Here is a 15473-nt window from a genome sequence, read left to right as displayed (position 1 = left end):
ACGTTGGGCGCGGGGGTCAGCCCGCCTGATCTTCCAGCCGCGCAAGGGCCTCGTCACGGCCGAGCGCCAGCATCATGTCGAACACGCTGGGGGTAGAGGTTTTCCCGGCCAGGGCAGCCCGCAGCGGCGCCGCAATCTTGCCGAGGCCAAGCCCATGTGCCTCTGCGACGGTCTTCGCAGCCTGCTCCAGCTCGTCGCGCGACCACGTAGCATGCTGCAGCGCGGCAGTCAATTCTTTCAGCATACCACGGGATACCGTATCCAGTGCATTGGCCGCTTTCTCATCCATTGCGACGGGCCGCCCGATCAGCGCGAAATGGCCCTGTTCCAGCAGCGCGGGCAGGGTCTTGGCCTTTTCCTTCAACACCGAAAGGATCGGGGTCAGCCGGGCGATCTGCGTTTCGGTCAGGACCGGCTGGCCGGTCGCGTCCAGGAAAGCCGCCAGTTCGGCCAGCAGGGTTGCATCGTCCATCCGGGCGATGTGCCAGCCCGAGACATGCTCCAGCTTCTTGAAATCCAGCCGGGCGGGCGCACGGCCGATGCCGGGCAGGTCGAACCATTCCCGCGCCTGCAGGTCGGTGAACAGCTCATCATCGCCATGCGCCCAGCCGAGGCGCGCCAGATAGTTGCGCATCGCCGCCGCCGGATAGCCGAGGGCCGCATATTCGTGCAGGCCGACCGCGCCATGGCGCTTCGACAGCTTCTTGCCATCGGTGCCGTGGATCAGCGGGATATGGGCGAAAACCGGGCGCTTCCAACCCATCGCGTCATAGATCTGCGCCTGCCGCGCGGCATTGGTCAGGTGGTCATCGCCCCGGATCACATGGGTAACGCCCATGTCGTGATCGTCGACCACCACCGCATGCATATAAGTGGGCGTGCCGTCGCTGCGCAGCAGCACCATGTCGTCCAGCTGGTCGTTCTGGAAGGTCACATCGCCCTGCACCGCATCCGCGATCACCGTCTGGCCTTCGCGCGGGGCGCGCAGCCGGATCACATAGGGCGCGTCGGGCTGGTGGGTGCGGTCGCGCCACGGCGACTGGAACGGCTGGTTCGGATGCGCCTCGCGCCAGGCGGCGATTTCCTCGGTCGTTTCATAGCTGCGATAGGCATGGCCATTGGCCAACATCTCGCGCGCGACCTCGGCATGGCGGCCGGCGCGTTCGAACTGGCTGATCGGTGCGCCGTCCCAATCGAGGCCCAACCATTCGAGACCTTCCAGAATCGCCTCGGTCGCCTCGGGGGTGGAACGCGCGCGGTCAGTGTCTTCGATCCGCAGCAGGAACTTGCCCCCCCGGCCACGGGCGTAAAGCCAGTTGAACAGCGCCGTGCGGGCGCCGCCGATATGCAGATAACCGGTGGGCGAGGGGGCGAAACGGGTGACGACGGCGTCGGACATGACGGGGGCCTTTCGGTCGAGGACGGGCGGCTGGACGCCGTTAACCCTTTCTCAACGGGTTTGGTTCTAGCGTTGCGCGCAGGGATAACGAAGGGGCCGGGAAGAAACAAGAATGGCGTCGGGTGCGGCCATTGATGTGCGGGGGGCTGAGCGGGCGGCGCGGCGGCGCGCCCTCGCTGCACGGCCTGCCACCGAAGGGGTCGCCGAACGCGCGGGCCTGATGCCCTGGGTGCCGGTCTGGATGGCGGCCGGGATCGGACTGTGGTTCTCGCTGCCTGCACAGCCCGGTCTTCTGGCCAATGGCGTGGCGGCCTTCGCGGGCATCTGCGGGCTCGCCTTGTGGCGACTGCGGCTTGACCGTCGCATGGGCGATGCGCTGCGCCTGACGGGACTTGCCCTGATCCTGCTGGCCCTTGGATTCGGACTGACCAGCCTGCGCGCATGGCGGGTCGAGGCGCCGGTGCTGGGGTTTCGTTATTACGGCCCGATCGAGGGGCGGGTGATCGAGATCGACCGCTCGGCCCGCGACCGCATCCGGCTGACGCTGGATCAGGTGCGGCTTGACAGGATGGCACCGGCGCGGCTGCCACGAAAGGTGCGGCTGTCCTTGCCCGAAGGCGTGACCGCGACGCCGCCGCCCGGCACGCGCGTGATGCTGACCGGACATCTGGGGCCGCCCTCCGGGCCGGCCGAACCGGGCGGCTTCGATTTTCGCCGCGCGGCATGGTTCGAAAGTCTTGGCGCCATTGGTTATACACGCGATCCGGTCATGATCGCGGCGCCACCCGCGGCAGGGGGCGCGCTGCGCCTGCACCGGCTGCGCATGCAGCTTTCCGCGGCCATGCAGGACCGCATCGACGGGCAGGCGGGGGCGGTGGCTTCGGCGCTGATGACCGGCGATCGCAGCGGCATATCCGAGGCGACCAACAGGATGATGCGCGATTCGAACCTGTTTCATATCATCTCGATCTCCGGGCTGCACATGGGCATGCTGGCCGGCTTCGTCTATGCGGCGCTGCGGATGCTGGTGGTCGCGGGGCAGGCGCTCACCGGGCGCGCTTCCGGCTTGCCGGCGCATAAGCTGGCCGCCATCGGCGCCATCGCCGCAGCGGCAGCCTATCTGTGGCTGTCAGGCGGCGGTGTCGCGACCGAGCGTGCGTTCCTGATGGTTGCGGTCATGCTGGGCGCGATTCTGGCCGATCGCCGGGCGCTTTCGTTGCGGACCGTAGCGCTGGCGGCGGCGCTGATCCTCGCGCTCGCGCCCGAGGCGCTGCTGACGCCCGGCTTCCAGATGAGCTTCGCCGCGACGGTCGCGCTGATCGTGATCTATCCGCCCTGGCTGCGGCTGGGAAAGCATCTGCCGTGGTATCTGCGGCCGCTGGCCATGCTGGTGATTTCCTCGGTCGCGGCGGGGCTGGCGACCTCGCCCATCGCGGCGGCGCATTTCAGCCGCATGGCGCATTACGGGGTGCTCGCCAATCTGCTGGTGGTGCCGGTGACCGGCGTGCTCATCATGCCGATGGGTCCGGTTGCGGCGCTGCTGGCGCCGATCGGGCTGGACGGACCGGCGCTGTGGCTGATGGGTCTCGGCACCCGCTGGATGCTGGCCGTGGGCGGCTGGATTGCGGGGCTGAACGGGGCCGTCACCTATGTCACGCAGCCCGATCCGCGGGTGCTGCCGCTGCTGGGCGCCGGCGCGGTGATCGCGATTCTGTGCTGGCGTCCCGGCCGTCCGGCCTGGCGCAACCTGCGCAGCAGCTGTGGCGTGGGACTGCTGGCCATGGGCTTTGCGCTGTGGCTGGGGACCGGGCGGCCTCTGGTGCTGATCTCGGCCCAGGGGGATGTGGCGGGGGTGATGACGGCGGACGGCAGATCCTTGTCAAAGCCGAAAGGCGGCAGCTTCACGGTCGGCGAATGGCTGGAAAAGGACGGCGATGTCGCCACCCAGCCCGAGGCCGCCTCCCGGCCGGGCTGGCAGGGTCCGATCAAGCAGCGGCTTTTCGATCTTGGCGATGTCACGCTGCTGCATCTGACCGGCAAGGGCGCGGCCGAGGCCGCGCAAGGGGCCTGTTCGGCGGGGCGGATCATCGTGACCGACCAGCCGGTCGACATGCGGGCGGATGGCTGCCTGCTGCTCGACGCGGATCGGCTGCGGCGAAGCGGGGCGATCGCCATGCATCGGGACGGCCCGGTGCTGGGCCTGACCAGCACACGCGATCTGACGGGCGACCGGCCCTGGTCTTATTGATGTGTGCGGCTGCGGGCCCCGCAGAACGTGGACCTTGGGCGGCAGCGCCCCCCTTCCGCTACAGGCGTGGCCTGGTCAGGCAGGGGACACCGGGAACGGGATGCATTGTTGTCAGGTCGGAAATCAGATCGGGGGCGCCGGAAACGACGGGCGACGGGCTGCGAAACCACCGGCTCGCCTGGGTGCGGCAGCCGATCAGACGAATTGTTCGCGGGTCAGGCGTTCCTCCAGCCCGTGTCCGGCATCGAACAGGATGCGGTGCTCGATCGCGGGCTCGGAACGGATCTCGACCCAATGCACGGAATCGACTCCGCGCGAATCGGCATCGGCCATCACCGGGCGTTTTTCCGGTTCGAGCACATCGAAGCGCACTGTGGCCGATTTCGGCAGGATTGCGCCATGCCAGCGGCGTGGCCGGAAGGCGGCGATGGCAGTCAGCGCAAGCACATCCGAACCCATAGGCAGGATCGGGCCATGGGCCGAATAGTTATAGGCCGTGGACCCTGCGGGCGTGCACAGAAGCGCGCCATCGCAGACCAGCTCCTCCATCCGCACCCGGCCGTTGACCGAGATGCGCAGCTTGGCCGCCTGCGGCCCGGCCCGCAGCAGGCTGACCTCGTTGATCGCCAGCGCCCGATGTTCCGAGCCGTCGGGCGCGCCCGCGATCATCGCCAGCGGGTTGGTCAGTGTCAGCTCGGCCCCGGCGATGCGTTCGGGCAGGTCGTCCTCGACATAATCGTTCATCAGGAAGCCGATGGTGCCCCGGTTCATCCCGTAGACAGGAAGTCCGGTGTTGCGGTGCAGCGTGGTCAGCATCAGCCCGTCGCCGCCAAGCGCCACGATCACATCGGCTTCGTCCAGATCCGTCTGACCGTAACGCGCCATCAGCCGCTGCAGCGAGTCCTGCGCGACCGGAGTTTCGCTGGCCACGAACATCATTTTCGGCGACATCTGGCATTCCCGTCTGAACGCGTCCAGATTTCCGTCTGACCGCGCCGAAGGCAAGCCCCTTCGCCATGCGCGATTGCGTCGCCTGCGCGGATTACGCGGATTAGCTGTTTATGCCGCCGCCGAGCTCGGCTAAGGAAACGCCAACCCTGCACCGATCCCGGAGACAGCCGATGACCGACCAGACCCACGAATTCTTTACCCAGGCCCTGTCCGATCGCGACCCCGCGATCGCCCGTGCGATCGGCCAGGAACTGGGCCGCCAGCGCGACGAGATCGAACTGATCGCGTCCGAAAACATCGTCAGCCGCGCGGTTCTGCAGGCGCAGGGCAGCGTTCTGACCAACAAATACGCCGAAGGCTATCCGGGCAAACGCTATTACGGCGGCTGCCAATATGTCGACATCGTTGAAAATCTTGCCATCGATCGCGCGAAGGAGCTGTTTGGCTGCGAATTCGCCAACGTCCAGCCCAACAGCGGCAGCCAGATGAACCAGGCGGTGTTTCTGGCGCTGCTGCAGCCGGGCGACACCTTCATGGGGCTGGATCTGAATTCGGGCGGCCACCTTACCCATGGTTCGCCCGTCAATATGTCGGGCAAGTGGTTCAACGTGGTCAGCTATGGCGTGCGGGCGCAGGACCAGTTGCTGGACATGGAAGACATTCGTGCCAAGGCGCTGGAACATAAGCCGAAACTGATCGTCGCGGGTGGCACGGCCTATAGCCGCGTGTGGGATTGGGAAGCCTTCCGCAAGATTGCGGATGAGGTCGGCGCCTATCTGATGGTCGACATGGCCCATATCGCCGGTCTGGTCGCGGGCGGCCAGCACCCCTCGCCGCTGCCGCATGCGCATGTGGTCACCACCACCACGCATAAATCGCTGCGCGGTCCGCGCGGTGGCATGGTGCTGACCAATGACGCCGATATCGCCAAGAAGATCAACTCGGCCGTCTTTCCCGGTCTGCAGGGCGGTCCACTGATGCATGTCATCGCGGCGAAGGCGGTGTCCTTCAAGGAGGCGCTGGATCCGTCCTTCAAGGATTACGCCGCGCAGGTGGTCACCAACGCCCGCGCCATGGCGGATGAACTGATGAAGGGCGGCATCGACATCGTGTCGGGTGGCACCGACAATCACCTGATGCTGGCCGACCTGCGCCCGAAGGGCGTGACCGGCAAAGCGACGGAGGCTGCCCTGGGCCGCGCCCATATCACCTGCAACAAGAACGGTGTGCCCTTCGACCCCGAAAAGCCCTTCGTGACCTCGGGGGTGCGTCTGGGTACGCCCGCAGGCACCACGCGCGGCTTCAAGGAGGAGGAGTTCCGCCAGATCGCCCGCTGGATCGTCGAGGTCGTCGACGGGCTGGCCGCGAATGGCGAGGCCGGCAATGCCGAAACCGAGGCGCGCGTCGCGGCCGAGGTGCAGGCGCTCTGCGCGCGCTTCCCGCTTTATGAGGGGATGTGATCCCTGACGATTCCGGCCGCAAGGCCGATCTGACGCCTGACCTGCGGGGCAATGCGACCCGCAGGCTGGAACACAGGCTGGGAGACTGGGCGCGGGCGCGACTGCCCGGCACGGTGGTCGATCTGGCGATGTTCACGCTGAAAATGGGCTGGTCGGCCCTGTTCGGCGGATTGCTTCTGATCGCGATCATCGCCAGCAAGGCCGTCTGGCAGCCGGATTGGCCGGTCGCGCGCTATGACGCGCTGTTCATCTTTGCCGTTGCGCTTCAGGCGCTGTTCCTGATCTTCCGTCTGGAAAGCTGGGCCGAGGCGCGCGTCATCCTGCTGTTCCACCTGACCGGCACCGCAATGGAGCTGTTCAAAACCCATGCGGGGTCCTGGTCCTATCCCGAAGCCGCGCTTTTCCGCATCGCCGGCGTGCCGCTGTTCTCGGGGTTCATGTATGCCTCGGTCGGGTCGTTCATGGCGCGTGCGATCCGCAATTTCGACACGCGTTTCCTGCCCTATCCGCCTTTCTGGGTGACGGTGCTGCTGGCGGTGGCGATCTATGTGAATTTCTTCGCGCACCACTTCCTGCCCGACATCCGCTGGTTCCTGTTCGCCGCCACCGTGCTGGTTTACGGCCGCACCTGGATCTGGTTTCGCCCGCGCGGCTGGTATCGGATGCCGCTGGTGCTGGCGGCCTGTCTGTCCAGCCTGTTCCTGTGGATCGCCGAGAATGTCGGCACCCGTACCGGCACCTGGCTTTACGCTGGCCAGACCGAGGCGCAGCTGGTCAGCCTCTCCAAGGTCGGGTCGTGGTATCTGCTGCTGTTCGTCAGTTTCGTCACCGTCAGCATTGCCGCTCCGCGCGCCATCATCGGCGCCCGGCGTCCCGATGAGGTCCCCGCCAGCCCCATTGCCGAGCCGCACCGGCAAGGATAGCCTGCTGCCAGATCGCAATAGGAGAAGACCATGGTCCAACCGCAAAGCTGGGAACAGCGCGCCGAAGAATATTCCATGTATGGGTTCACCGACCTGCCGAGCGTCCATGAACGCGGCACGGTCGTGCTGACCCACGGCGAGGGACCTTATGTCGTCGACACCCATGGCAAGCGCTATCTCGACGCGAATTCGGGGCTGTGGAACATGGTCGCGGGCTTCGACCATCCGGGTCTGATCGCCGCCGCCAAGGCGCAATATGAACGCTTTCCCGGCTATCACGCGTTTTTCGGGCGCATGTCCGACCAGACGGTGATGCTGTCGGAAAAGCTGGTCGAGGTGTCGCCCTTCGAACGCGGCAAGGTTTTTTACACGAACTCAGGATCGGAAGCCAATGATACCATGGTAAAAATGCTGTGGTTCCTGGGGCGTTCGGAAGGCCAGCCGCAGAAGCGCAAGATCCTGACCCGCTGGAATGCCTATCACGGGGTGACGGCGGTATCGGCCTCGATGACCGGCAAACCCTATAACGAGGTTTTCGGGCTGCCGCTGGACGGCTTCATCCACCTGACCTGTCCGCATTACTGGCGCTTCGGCCAGCCGGGCGAGAGCGAGGAGCAGTTCACCGCCCGCCTCGCACAGGAGCTTGAGGATACCATCCAGCGCGAGGGCGCCGACACCATCGCGGGCTTCTTCGCCGAGCCTGTCATGGGGGCGGGCGGGGTCATTCCGCCCTCGAAAGGGTATTTCCAGGCGATTCAGAAGGTGTTGAAGAAGCACGGCATCCCGCTGATCGCGGATGAGGTGATCTGCGGTTTCGGGCGCACCGGCAATACCTGGGGCAGCCAGACCTATGATTTCGTGCCCGATGCCATCATCTCGTCGAAGAACCTGACGGCCGGGTTCTTCCCCATGGGCGCGGTGATCCTTGGCCCGGAACTGTCGGACCGCATGGATGCTGCCGTCGAGGCGATCGAGGAGTTTCCGCATGGCTTCACCGCCTCGGGCCACCCGGTCGGCAGCGCCATCGCGCTGAAGGCCATCGATGTGGTGATGAACGAAGGGCTGGCCGATAACGTCAATCGCCTGTCGCCGCGGATGGAGGCCGGTTTGCGCGACATCATGAACCGGTCGAGCAATATCGGCGAGTTGCGCGGCATTGGCTATATGTGGGCGCTCGAGGCCTGTCTCGACCCGGCGACCAAGACCCCCTTCGACAGCAAGCTGTCGGTCTCGGAACGCATCGCCAACACCTGCACCGATAACGGTCTGATCTGTCGCCCGCTGGGACAGTCCATCGTCCTGTGCCCGCCCTTCATCATGACCGAAGGCCAGATGGACGAGATGTTCGAGAAGCTGGAAACGGCACTGAAAAAGGTCTTTGCCGAGGTCGCCTGATCCCTTGGCAAGCTGAGAAATAAAGACGCCCCCGGCATCGCGGCCGGGGGCGTCTTGTTTGGTGCGGGCCTCAGCGGGCCATCAGGATCGGCAGGCCGGTCTTGCCCAGCATGCTGCGGGTGGTGCCGCCCAGGATCGCCTCGCGGAAGCGGGAATGGCTATAGGCGCCCATGACGATCAGGTCGGCGCCGATCTCGGTCGCGCGGTGGCTGAGGATCTCGCTGATGGTCGGCATGGTCCGGGCCAGCACGGCGATGCTGGCATTGACGCCATGGCGGGTCAGCATCTGGCACAGCGCCCCGCCGGGATCCGAGCGTTCGGGCCCGTGGGGCGAGGGGTCGACAACGGTGATCTCCACGCTTTCGGCCGCCGCCAGAAGGGGCATGGCGCGGCGAACTGCGGTCATCGCCTCCTCGGTCTGGTTCCAGGCGATCATGACCTTCCCGCCGAAATCGGCGGGCAGCCCGCGATTGGGCGAGATCAGCACCGGGGCACGCCCTTCGAACAGCGCAGCCTCGGTTACCGCCTCGCCATCGGGGGGGGCGTCATCGCCATAAGGACGGCTCAGCACCACCAGGTCCGAAAACCGCGCCCGCATCCCGATCAGCGTGGTCAGCCCACCGATCTGAGCGACGGCGCTTTCGACCGACCAGCGAATATCCTCACGCTCCAGCCGCGCGCGGGCGGCTGCCTCCAGCGTCTCGGCGGCCGCCATGGCCTTGTCGATGCTGTCCTGGAACACATAGGCCGAGGCGCCGGCATAATAGTAACCGGTCTGCGAATGGTCGATGCCCAGGCAGAAGACATCCAGATGCGCGTCCTCGCGCCGCGCCATGTCGATGGCGGCGTCGAGCTGGCCCTGCTGGCCCTCCGTCGAGATGACCGTGAGTATCGTCTTGTAGCCCATGATGCAGTCCTTTGCCCTTGTCCTCGTTCCGCCTTTGCAGCGGTGGCCGTCGTGCCGAAGGCTGTGGCATTCAACCCTGGCGCGACAAGCTTATTCTTGCGTCGGGGTTCGTGATTTGACGCAGATCAAGGATAGCACATCCTGACCCGCCTAGAAGACAAGCTGTGGAGATCACCTTGCCCGCGCCAGACCGGTGCGATTCGGGCGGATTTCCCGTTTCGAATAGGGGACAGGGTATAATGTCGGATTACATCAAGCTGATCCTGCTTGGAGTGGTTGCGGTCATCGCCGCGATTGCGGCGAATTACGGGCGCGATCTGGCCTACACGGTCAACATGGCGGTCGTGATGCTGTTTGCCGCCAGCTTCTTCATCTACTATCTGCGCCGCGCGGACGAGCCGCCGGCTGTCATCAACCAGGGCGAATATGCCGATGGCGTGGTGCGCGCGGGCGTGATCGCCACGGTGTTCTGGGGCGTCGTGGGCTTTCTGGTCGGCGTCACCATCGCCGCGCAACTGGCGTGGCCGGCGCTCAACTTCTCGGACGCGCTTGGCGGCTATTCGAATTTCGGCAAGTTGCGTCCCCTGCACACCTCCGCGGTGATTTTCGCCTTTGGCGGCAATGCGCTGATCGCCACCTCGTTCTATGTCGTGCAGCGCACCTCGGCGGCGCGGCTCTGGGGCGGGAACCTCGCCTGGTTCGTCTTCTGGGGCTATCAGCTGTTCATCCTGCTGGCCGCCACGGGCTATATCTTCGGGGCGACGCAATCCAAGGAATATGCCGAGCCGGAATGGTATGTGGACTGGTGGCTGACGGCGGTCTGGGTTGCCTATCTGGCGGTCTTCCTGGGCACGATCATGAAGCGGCGCGAACCGCATATCTACGTTGCCAACTGGTTCTACCTGTCCTTCATCGTCACCATCGCCATGCTGCATATCGTCAACAATCTGGCGATCCCGGTCAGCCTGTTCGGGTCGAAATCGGTTCAGCTGTTCGCCGGCGTACAGGACGCGATGACGCAATGGTGGTACGGCCATAACGCGGTGGGCTTCTTCCTGACCGCCGGTTTCCTCGGGATGATGTATTACTTCATCCCCAAACAGGCCGAGCGGCCGGTCTACAGCTACAAGCTGTCGATCATCCACTTCTGGGCGCTGATCTTCCTGTATATCTGGGCAGGTCCGCACCACCTGCATTATACCGCGCTGCCTGACTGGGCGTCGACGCTGGGAATGGTGTTCTCGATCATCCTGTGGATGCCCAGCTGGGGCGGCATGATCAACGGGCTGATGACGCTGTCCGGCGCCTGGGACAAGATCAGGACCGATCCGATCATCCGCATGATGGTTGTCGCCGTGGGCTTTTACGGCATGGCCACCTTCGAAGGCCCGATGATGTCGATCAAGGCGGTGAACTCGCTCAGCCATTATACCGACTGGACCATCGGTCACGTTCATTCCGGCGCGCTTGGCTGGAATGGCATGATCACCTTCGGCGCGCTTTACTATCTGGTGCCGCGTCTGTGGGGCCGCACCCGGCTTTACAGCCTGCAACTGGTCAACTGGCACTTCTGGCTCGCGACGATCGGTCTGGTGCTTTACGCGGCCTCGATGTGGGTCTCGGGCATCATGGAAGGGCTGATGTGGCGCGAGGTCGACAGTCAGGGCTTCCTGGTCAACGCCTTCGCCGACACCGTGGCCGCCAAATACGCCATGAACGTGGTCCGTTTCCTGGGTGGGGCACTGTACCTGACCGGCGGAATCATCATGGCCTATAACCTGTGGGCGACCGTGGCTAAGCAGCCCAAGGCTGAATCCACCACCGTTGCCATTCCGGCCGAATAAGAGGGGCCAGAGATGCGAATTCTTGAAAAGCACAAGATCCTCGAAAAGAACGCGACGCTGCTGCTGGTCTTCTCGTTTCTGGTGGTGACGGTGGGCGGCATCGTGGAAATCGCGCCGCTGTTTTACATCGACAACACCATCGAGAAGGTCGAGGGGATGCGTCCCTATACGCCCCTGGAACTGACCGGCCGCGACGTCTATGTCCGCGAGGGTTGCTATGTCTGCCACAGCCAGATGATCCGCCCGATGCGCGACGAGGTCGAACGTTACGGTCATTACAGCCTTGCGGCGGAATCGATGTATGACCATCCGTTCCAATGGGGGTCGAAGCGGACCGGGCCCGATCTGGCCCGCGTGGGGGCGCGCTATTCGGATGAATGGCACCTCGACCACCTGCGCGACCCGCGTTCGGTGGTGCCCGAATCGATCATGCCGGCCTACGGGTTCCTCGAACGGCGGATGCTGAGCGGCGAATATATCGTCGACCGGCTTGAAACCGACCGCATGGTGGGCGTGCCCTACAGCGATGACATGATCGCCACGGCGCTGGAGGACTTCCGCGCCCAGGCTGATCCTGACGCCGACGCCTCGGGGCTGGAAGAACGTTACCCCGGCGCGCAGCAGCGCAATTTCGACCGCCAGCCCGGCGTTTCGGAAATGGATGCGCTGATCGCCTATCTGCAGGTTCTGGGCACGATGGTCGATTTCTCGACCTTCGAGCCGGACCCGAACCGCTGAGGAGGGGCCCATGCAAATCTACAGCCTGATGCGCGAATTTGCCGACAGCTGGGCGCTGCTGGCGCTGTTCGTGATCTTCCTCGGGGTGATCCTGTTCGCCTTCCGCCCCGGATCGCGCGCGGCGCAGAACGACGCCGCCACCAGCATCTTCCGCAATGAGACGCGGCCCGCGCCGCAAGATCCCGAGAAGGAGTCGCGGTGATGGCCGATGACGACAAGAACAAGCCCGCGCCTGGCACCGCCGAAAACGCCGGGCCCGAAAATGGCGGCGCGGAAAGCAGCGCCTATGACAGCCCCGAGAACCCGGACAATCGGATCTCGCTGGAACGTATCGCCGCCGATGACGAGCACAAGGCCGAGATCCTCGAACATCCCGCAGGCGAGGCGCAGGGCAAGGCGCTGCACCAGCCCAAGCATGTCGGGGCGAAGCGTGGCGGCCCGCGCACCGGCAAGGCCCGCGCCGGCAAGATGGTCGAGGAGGTCGCCTCGACCGGGCACAGCTGGGACGGGATCACCGAATATGACAACCCGATGCCACGCTGGTGGCTGCTCACCTTCTACGCGACCATTCTCTGGGGGGTGATCTATACGATCTTCTACCCGGCCTGGCCGCTGATCAACGGTGCGACCCAAGGGCTGCTGCACACCAATTACCGCAAGGAACTCGCGGTCGAGATGCAGCGCTATGACGAGACGAATGCCGGCATCCAGAAGAAGCTGATCGAGACCGACATCAATCTGGTCAAGGATGACCCGGAACTGGCCAATTACGCCATGAACGCGGGCCGCGCCGTCTTCGCGACCTGGTGCGCCCAGTGCCACGGCTCGGGTGCGGGCGGGGCCAAGGGTTATCCGAACCTGCTGGACAATGACTGGCTGTGGGGGGGTACGCTGGACGACATCCACACCACCGTGACCCACGGCATCCGCAACACCGACGATCCCGATGCGCGCTATTCGGAAATGCCGCGCTTCGGCATCGACGGGATGCTGGACAAGACCCAGATCGACCAGGTGACCCAGCATGTGCTGGCGATCTCGGGGCAGGCGCATGATGCGGCGCAGGCGGCCGAAGGCGCCACGGTCTTTGCCGAGAATTGCGTGGCCTGCCATGGCGAGGACGGCACCGGCGACCGCACTCAGGGTGCGCCCGACCTGACCGATGCGGTCTGGCTTTATGGCGGCGATGCGGCGGCGATCCGGCAATCGGTCAACGACGCCCGCTTCGGGGTGATGCCCAACTGGTCGCCGCGCCTGTCCGAGGACAATATCCGCGCCGTCTCCTACTACGTCCACAGCCTCGGCGGTGGGGAATAAGAATGCGAATTCCGGCGGCCTCGGCCGCCGGGATGGCGCCGGTCCCTCGTCCTGTTCGCGCGTTTCCAGAGGGGCCGGCTTCCAGTTTCGGGGGCGGGCCAGTTCACCGGGGCGGCCTCGCCCCCTTTCGCATCCGGGCGGCAGCAGGCGGCGTCAATCGCGCCTCCGTGCCGATACCGGAATTGCAAATATGAAATTTCTGCGCCGATTGATGCAGGTCAAGGTCCGCCCCCCTGAGGCTGCTAAATCGGTAACCAGCAAACAGGAAAACCTTCATGTCCAGCCCGGATATCGATCCACCCCGTCTTTATTCCGCACGCGAGCCGATCTTCCCGAAAGCGGTCAGCGGGCCGTTCCGGCGGCTGAAATGGATCATCATGGGGCTGACGCTGGCGATCTATTACATCACGCCCTGGCTCCGCTGGGACCGGGGCCCGGCGATGCCCGATCAGGCTGTGCTGGTCGATCTGGCCAACCGGCGCTTCTTCTTTTTCTGGATCGAGATCTGGCCGCATGAATTCTATTTCGTGGCCGGGCTGCTGGTCATGGCGGGTCTGGGCCTGTTCCTGTTCACCTCGGCGCTTGGCCGGGTCTGGTGCGGCTATGCCTGCCCGCAGACGGTCTGGACCGATCTTTACGTCCATGTCGAGCGCTGGATCGAGGGCGACCGCAACGCCCAGATCCGGCTGTGGCGGTCGAAATGGGATGCCCGCAAGGTCCGGCTGCGGCTGACGAAATGGGCGATCTGGCTGGTGATCGCCGTGCTGACCGGGGGGGCATGGGTGTTCTATTTCACCGATGCGCCGACGCTGCTGGGCAACCTGCTGATCGGGCAGGCCCATCCGGTCGCCTATATGACCATCGCCGTGATGACCGCCACGACCTTCATCTTCGGCGGCTTCATGCGCGAACAGATCTGCATCTATGCCTGCCCGTGGCCGCGCATTCAGGGCGCGATGATGGACGAGGATACGCTGACCGTCGCTTACCGCGAATGGCGGGGCGAGCCACGCGGCAAGATCCTGAAGGGCGAGGCCACGAAGTCCGACATTCCGCCGGGCGAGAAGGGCGATTGCATCGACTGCTTCGCCTGCGTGAACGTCTGCCCGATGGGCATCGACATCCGCGACGGCCAGCAGCTGGAATGCATCACCTGTGCGCTGTGCATCGATGCCTGTGACGAGATCATGGACCGGATCGGCAAGCCGCGCGGACTGATCGACTATATGGCGCTGAAGGACGAAACCGCCGAGCGGATCGGCAATGAGGGCAGCTCGCTGTGGCGCCATGTGCCGCGGCCGCGCACGCTGCTCTATTTCGGTCTGTGGTCGCTGATCGGGGTCGGGCTGGTGGTGGCGCTGTTCATGCGCTCGCCCTTCGATCTGAATGTGACGCCGGTGCGTAATCCGCTGTTCGTCACCCTGTCGGACGGTGCCATCCGCAACACCTATGAATTGCGCCTGCGCAACAAACAGGGCGGGGAAATGCCCTTCACCCTGTCGGTCGCGGACGGAAAAGGCCTTGTGCTCAGCATCGAGGGGGCCGAGTCCGACACGGTCGTGGTGCCCGCCGACAGCACGGCGACGCTGCGCGTCTATCTGACGGCCCCCGCCGGCTCGCCGATGGCACAGACCGGCACCAGCGATATCGAACTGCTGGTCAGCGATCAGGCCGGGATCGAATCCTCTATCGACACCGTCTTCCACGGAAGGGACTGACCATGTGGCAGCAGCTTTATGAAACGCTCGGGCCGCTCGGCATCAGCCTGATGCTGGTGGCGCTGGTGGGACTGGTGCTGTTTCTTCCGTTCCTGCTGTTTCTGGGGCGCAGGCCGCTGAACGGGCGCCGTGTCCTGACCATCTTCGTCGGTCTGTTCACCGTCATCATCGGCGCCAATCTGGTCATGGCGGTGCAGGCGATCAGCACCTTTCCGGGGCTGGAGGTCAAGAATTCCTACGTTGCCTCGCAGCAATTCGACGCGGCCCGCGAGGCGCAGGAAGCCTTGGGCTGGCTGGCGGAGCCCAGCTATGACGCGGGGGCGCTGGTGCTGAAGATCAGCGACCGGCAGGGGCTGCCCGCGCCGGTGCAGGCGCTGCGGGTGACGATCGGCCGCCCGACCCAGAAACGCGATGATGTGACGCCCGAGATGCGCTATTCCGGCGGCCTCTGGGTGGCGGATCTGGCGCTGGCGCCGGGGGCCTGGGTCATCCATCTGGAGGCCGATGCGCCGGACGGCACCGTTTTTCGTCAGCGTCTGGCGAATTACCCCGGCAGTATCGTGAGCAGATGAG

At 65.0% G+C, this 15473-nt stretch carries 13 protein-coding genes; 10 read left to right on the top strand and 3 right to left on the bottom strand.

Annotation, left to right across the window (positions count from 1 at the left end; translation table 11 throughout):
- Positions 1-16: 16 nt before the first annotated feature.
- Positions 17-1399 (bottom strand): glutamate--tRNA ligase, encoded by a 1383-nt coding sequence (gene gltX, locus H1S04_RS02825; protein WP_181744027.1) that lies wholly within the window; start codon positions 1397-1399, stop codon positions 17-19.
- Between the two features lie 112 nt (positions 1400-1511).
- Here gltX and H1S04_RS02820 point away from each other — a divergent pair, with 112 nt between their 5' ends.
- Positions 1512-3647, top strand: a complete 2136-nt coding sequence (locus H1S04_RS02820) for a ComEC/Rec2 family competence protein (protein ID WP_181744026.1) — start codon at positions 1512-1514, stop codon at positions 3645-3647.
- A gap of 195 nt (positions 3648-3842) precedes the next feature.
- On the opposite strand, the gene H1S04_RS02815 is transcribed toward H1S04_RS02820, so the two are convergent.
- Positions 3843-4598 (bottom strand): NAD kinase, encoded by a 756-nt coding sequence (locus H1S04_RS02815; RefSeq protein WP_181744025.1) that lies wholly within the window; start codon positions 4596-4598, stop codon positions 3843-3845.
- A 170-nt stretch (positions 4599-4768) separates the two neighbouring features.
- Here H1S04_RS02815 and glyA point away from each other — a divergent pair, with 170 nt between their 5' ends.
- Genes glyA through H1S04_RS02800 form a run of 3 tightly spaced genes read left to right on the top strand, consistent with a single transcriptional unit; the run spans position 4769 to position 8376 of the window.
- Positions 4769-6058, top strand: a complete 1290-nt coding sequence (gene glyA / locus H1S04_RS02810) for a serine hydroxymethyltransferase (protein ID WP_181744024.1) — start codon at positions 4769-4771, stop codon at positions 6056-6058.
- Positions 6055-6981, top strand: coding sequence for a DUF817 domain-containing protein (locus H1S04_RS02805; RefSeq protein WP_366521896.1), 927 nt, complete (start codon positions 6055-6057; stop codon positions 6979-6981). The genes glyA and H1S04_RS02805 overlap by 4 nt, the downstream gene beginning before the upstream one ends.
- A 30-nt stretch (positions 6982-7011) precedes the next feature.
- Positions 7012-8376: an aminotransferase gene (locus H1S04_RS02800; RefSeq protein WP_181744023.1), complete on the top strand. Its 1365-nt coding sequence runs from the start codon at positions 7012-7014 to the stop codon at positions 8374-8376.
- Between the two features lie 70 nt (positions 8377-8446).
- Here the strand turns inward: H1S04_RS02800 and H1S04_RS02795 are convergent, their stop codons facing one another.
- Positions 8447-9283, bottom strand: a complete 837-nt coding sequence (locus H1S04_RS02795; protein WP_181744022.1) for a universal stress protein — start codon at positions 9281-9283, stop codon at positions 8447-8449.
- A 239-nt stretch (positions 9284-9522) separates the two neighbouring features.
- Here H1S04_RS02795 and ccoN point away from each other — a divergent pair, with 239 nt between their 5' ends.
- From ccoN to H1S04_RS02765, 6 genes are all read left to right on the top strand, one after another.
- The gene (gene ccoN / locus H1S04_RS02790) at positions 9523-11127 is read left to right on the top strand and encodes a cytochrome-c oxidase, cbb3-type subunit I (RefSeq protein WP_181744021.1); all 1605 of its coding nucleotides are present in this window, start codon (positions 9523-9525) and stop codon (positions 11125-11127) included.
- Between the two features lie 12 nt (positions 11128-11139).
- The gene (ccoO, locus tag H1S04_RS02785; protein WP_181744020.1) at positions 11140-11865 is read left to right on the top strand and encodes a cytochrome-c oxidase, cbb3-type subunit II; all 726 of its coding nucleotides are present in this window, start codon (positions 11140-11142) and stop codon (positions 11863-11865) included.
- Positions 11866-11875: 10 nt separating this feature from the next.
- Positions 11876-12067, top strand: coding sequence for a cbb3-type cytochrome c oxidase subunit 3 (locus H1S04_RS02780; protein ID WP_181744019.1), 192 nt, complete (start codon positions 11876-11878; stop codon positions 12065-12067).
- Positions 12068-12333: 266 nt separating this feature from the next.
- Positions 12334-13182, top strand: a complete 849-nt coding sequence (ccoP, locus tag H1S04_RS02775) for a cytochrome-c oxidase, cbb3-type subunit III (RefSeq protein WP_255435517.1) — start codon at positions 12334-12336, stop codon at positions 13180-13182.
- 275 nt (positions 13183-13457) lie between these two features.
- A complete protein-coding gene (ccoG, locus tag H1S04_RS02770; RefSeq protein ID WP_181744017.1) occupies positions 13458-14900 on the top strand; it encodes a cytochrome c oxidase accessory protein CcoG in 1443 nt (480 codons plus the stop codon).
- A 2-nt stretch (positions 14901-14902) separates the two neighbouring features.
- A complete protein-coding gene (locus H1S04_RS02765; protein WP_255435437.1) occupies positions 14903-15472 on the top strand; it encodes a FixH family protein in 570 nt (189 codons plus the stop codon).
- Position 15473: the final 1 nt, after the last annotated feature.

The sequence above is a fragment of the Paracoccus sp. S1E-3 genome, assembly GCF_013868135.1.
Classification (GTDB): Bacteria; Pseudomonadota; Alphaproteobacteria; order Rhodobacterales; family Rhodobacteraceae; genus Paracoccus.
Note: the sequence above shows the minus strand (reverse complement) of the source record. Positions and strands in the feature narration are given on the sequence as shown.

What these genes read in the sequence shown, in the direction of transcription:
- H1S04_RS02765 (WP_255435437.1), top strand. Translation starts at nt 14,903, where the DNA reads ATGTGGCAGCAGCTTTATGAAACGCTCGGGCCGCTCGGCATCAGCCTG.
- ccoO (WP_181744020.1), top strand. Translation starts at nt 11,140, where the DNA reads ATGCGAATTCTTGAAAAGCACAAGATCCTCGAAAAGAACGCGACGCTG.
- glyA (WP_181744024.1), top strand. Translation starts at nt 4,769, where the DNA reads ATGACCGACCAGACCCACGAATTCTTTACCCAGGCCCTGTCCGATCGC.
- H1S04_RS02780 (WP_181744019.1), top strand. Translation starts at nt 11,876, where the DNA reads ATGCAAATCTACAGCCTGATGCGCGAATTTGCCGACAGCTGGGCGCTG.
- H1S04_RS02815 (WP_181744025.1), bottom strand. Translation starts at nt 4,598, where the DNA reads ATGTCGCCGAAAATGATGTTCGTGGCCAGCGAAACTCCGGTCGCGCAG.
- ccoP (WP_255435517.1), top strand. Translation starts at nt 12,334, where the DNA reads ATGGTCGAGGAGGTCGCCTCGACCGGGCACAGCTGGGACGGGATCACC.
- ccoG (WP_181744017.1), top strand. Translation starts at nt 13,458, where the DNA reads ATGTCCAGCCCGGATATCGATCCACCCCGTCTTTATTCCGCACGCGAG.
- H1S04_RS02800 (WP_181744023.1), top strand. Translation starts at nt 7,012, where the DNA reads ATGGTCCAACCGCAAAGCTGGGAACAGCGCGCCGAAGAATATTCCATG.
- H1S04_RS02820 (WP_181744026.1), top strand. Translation starts at nt 1,512, where the DNA reads ATGGCGTCGGGTGCGGCCATTGATGTGCGGGGGGCTGAGCGGGCGGCG.
- H1S04_RS02795 (WP_181744022.1), bottom strand. Translation starts at nt 9,283, where the DNA reads ATGGGCTACAAGACGATACTCACGGTCATCTCGACGGAGGGCCAGCAG.
- gltX (WP_181744027.1), bottom strand. Translation starts at nt 1,399, where the DNA reads ATGTCCGACGCCGTCGTCACCCGTTTCGCCCCCTCGCCCACCGGTTAT.
- ccoN (WP_181744021.1), top strand. Translation starts at nt 9,523, where the DNA reads ATGTCGGATTACATCAAGCTGATCCTGCTTGGAGTGGTTGCGGTCATC.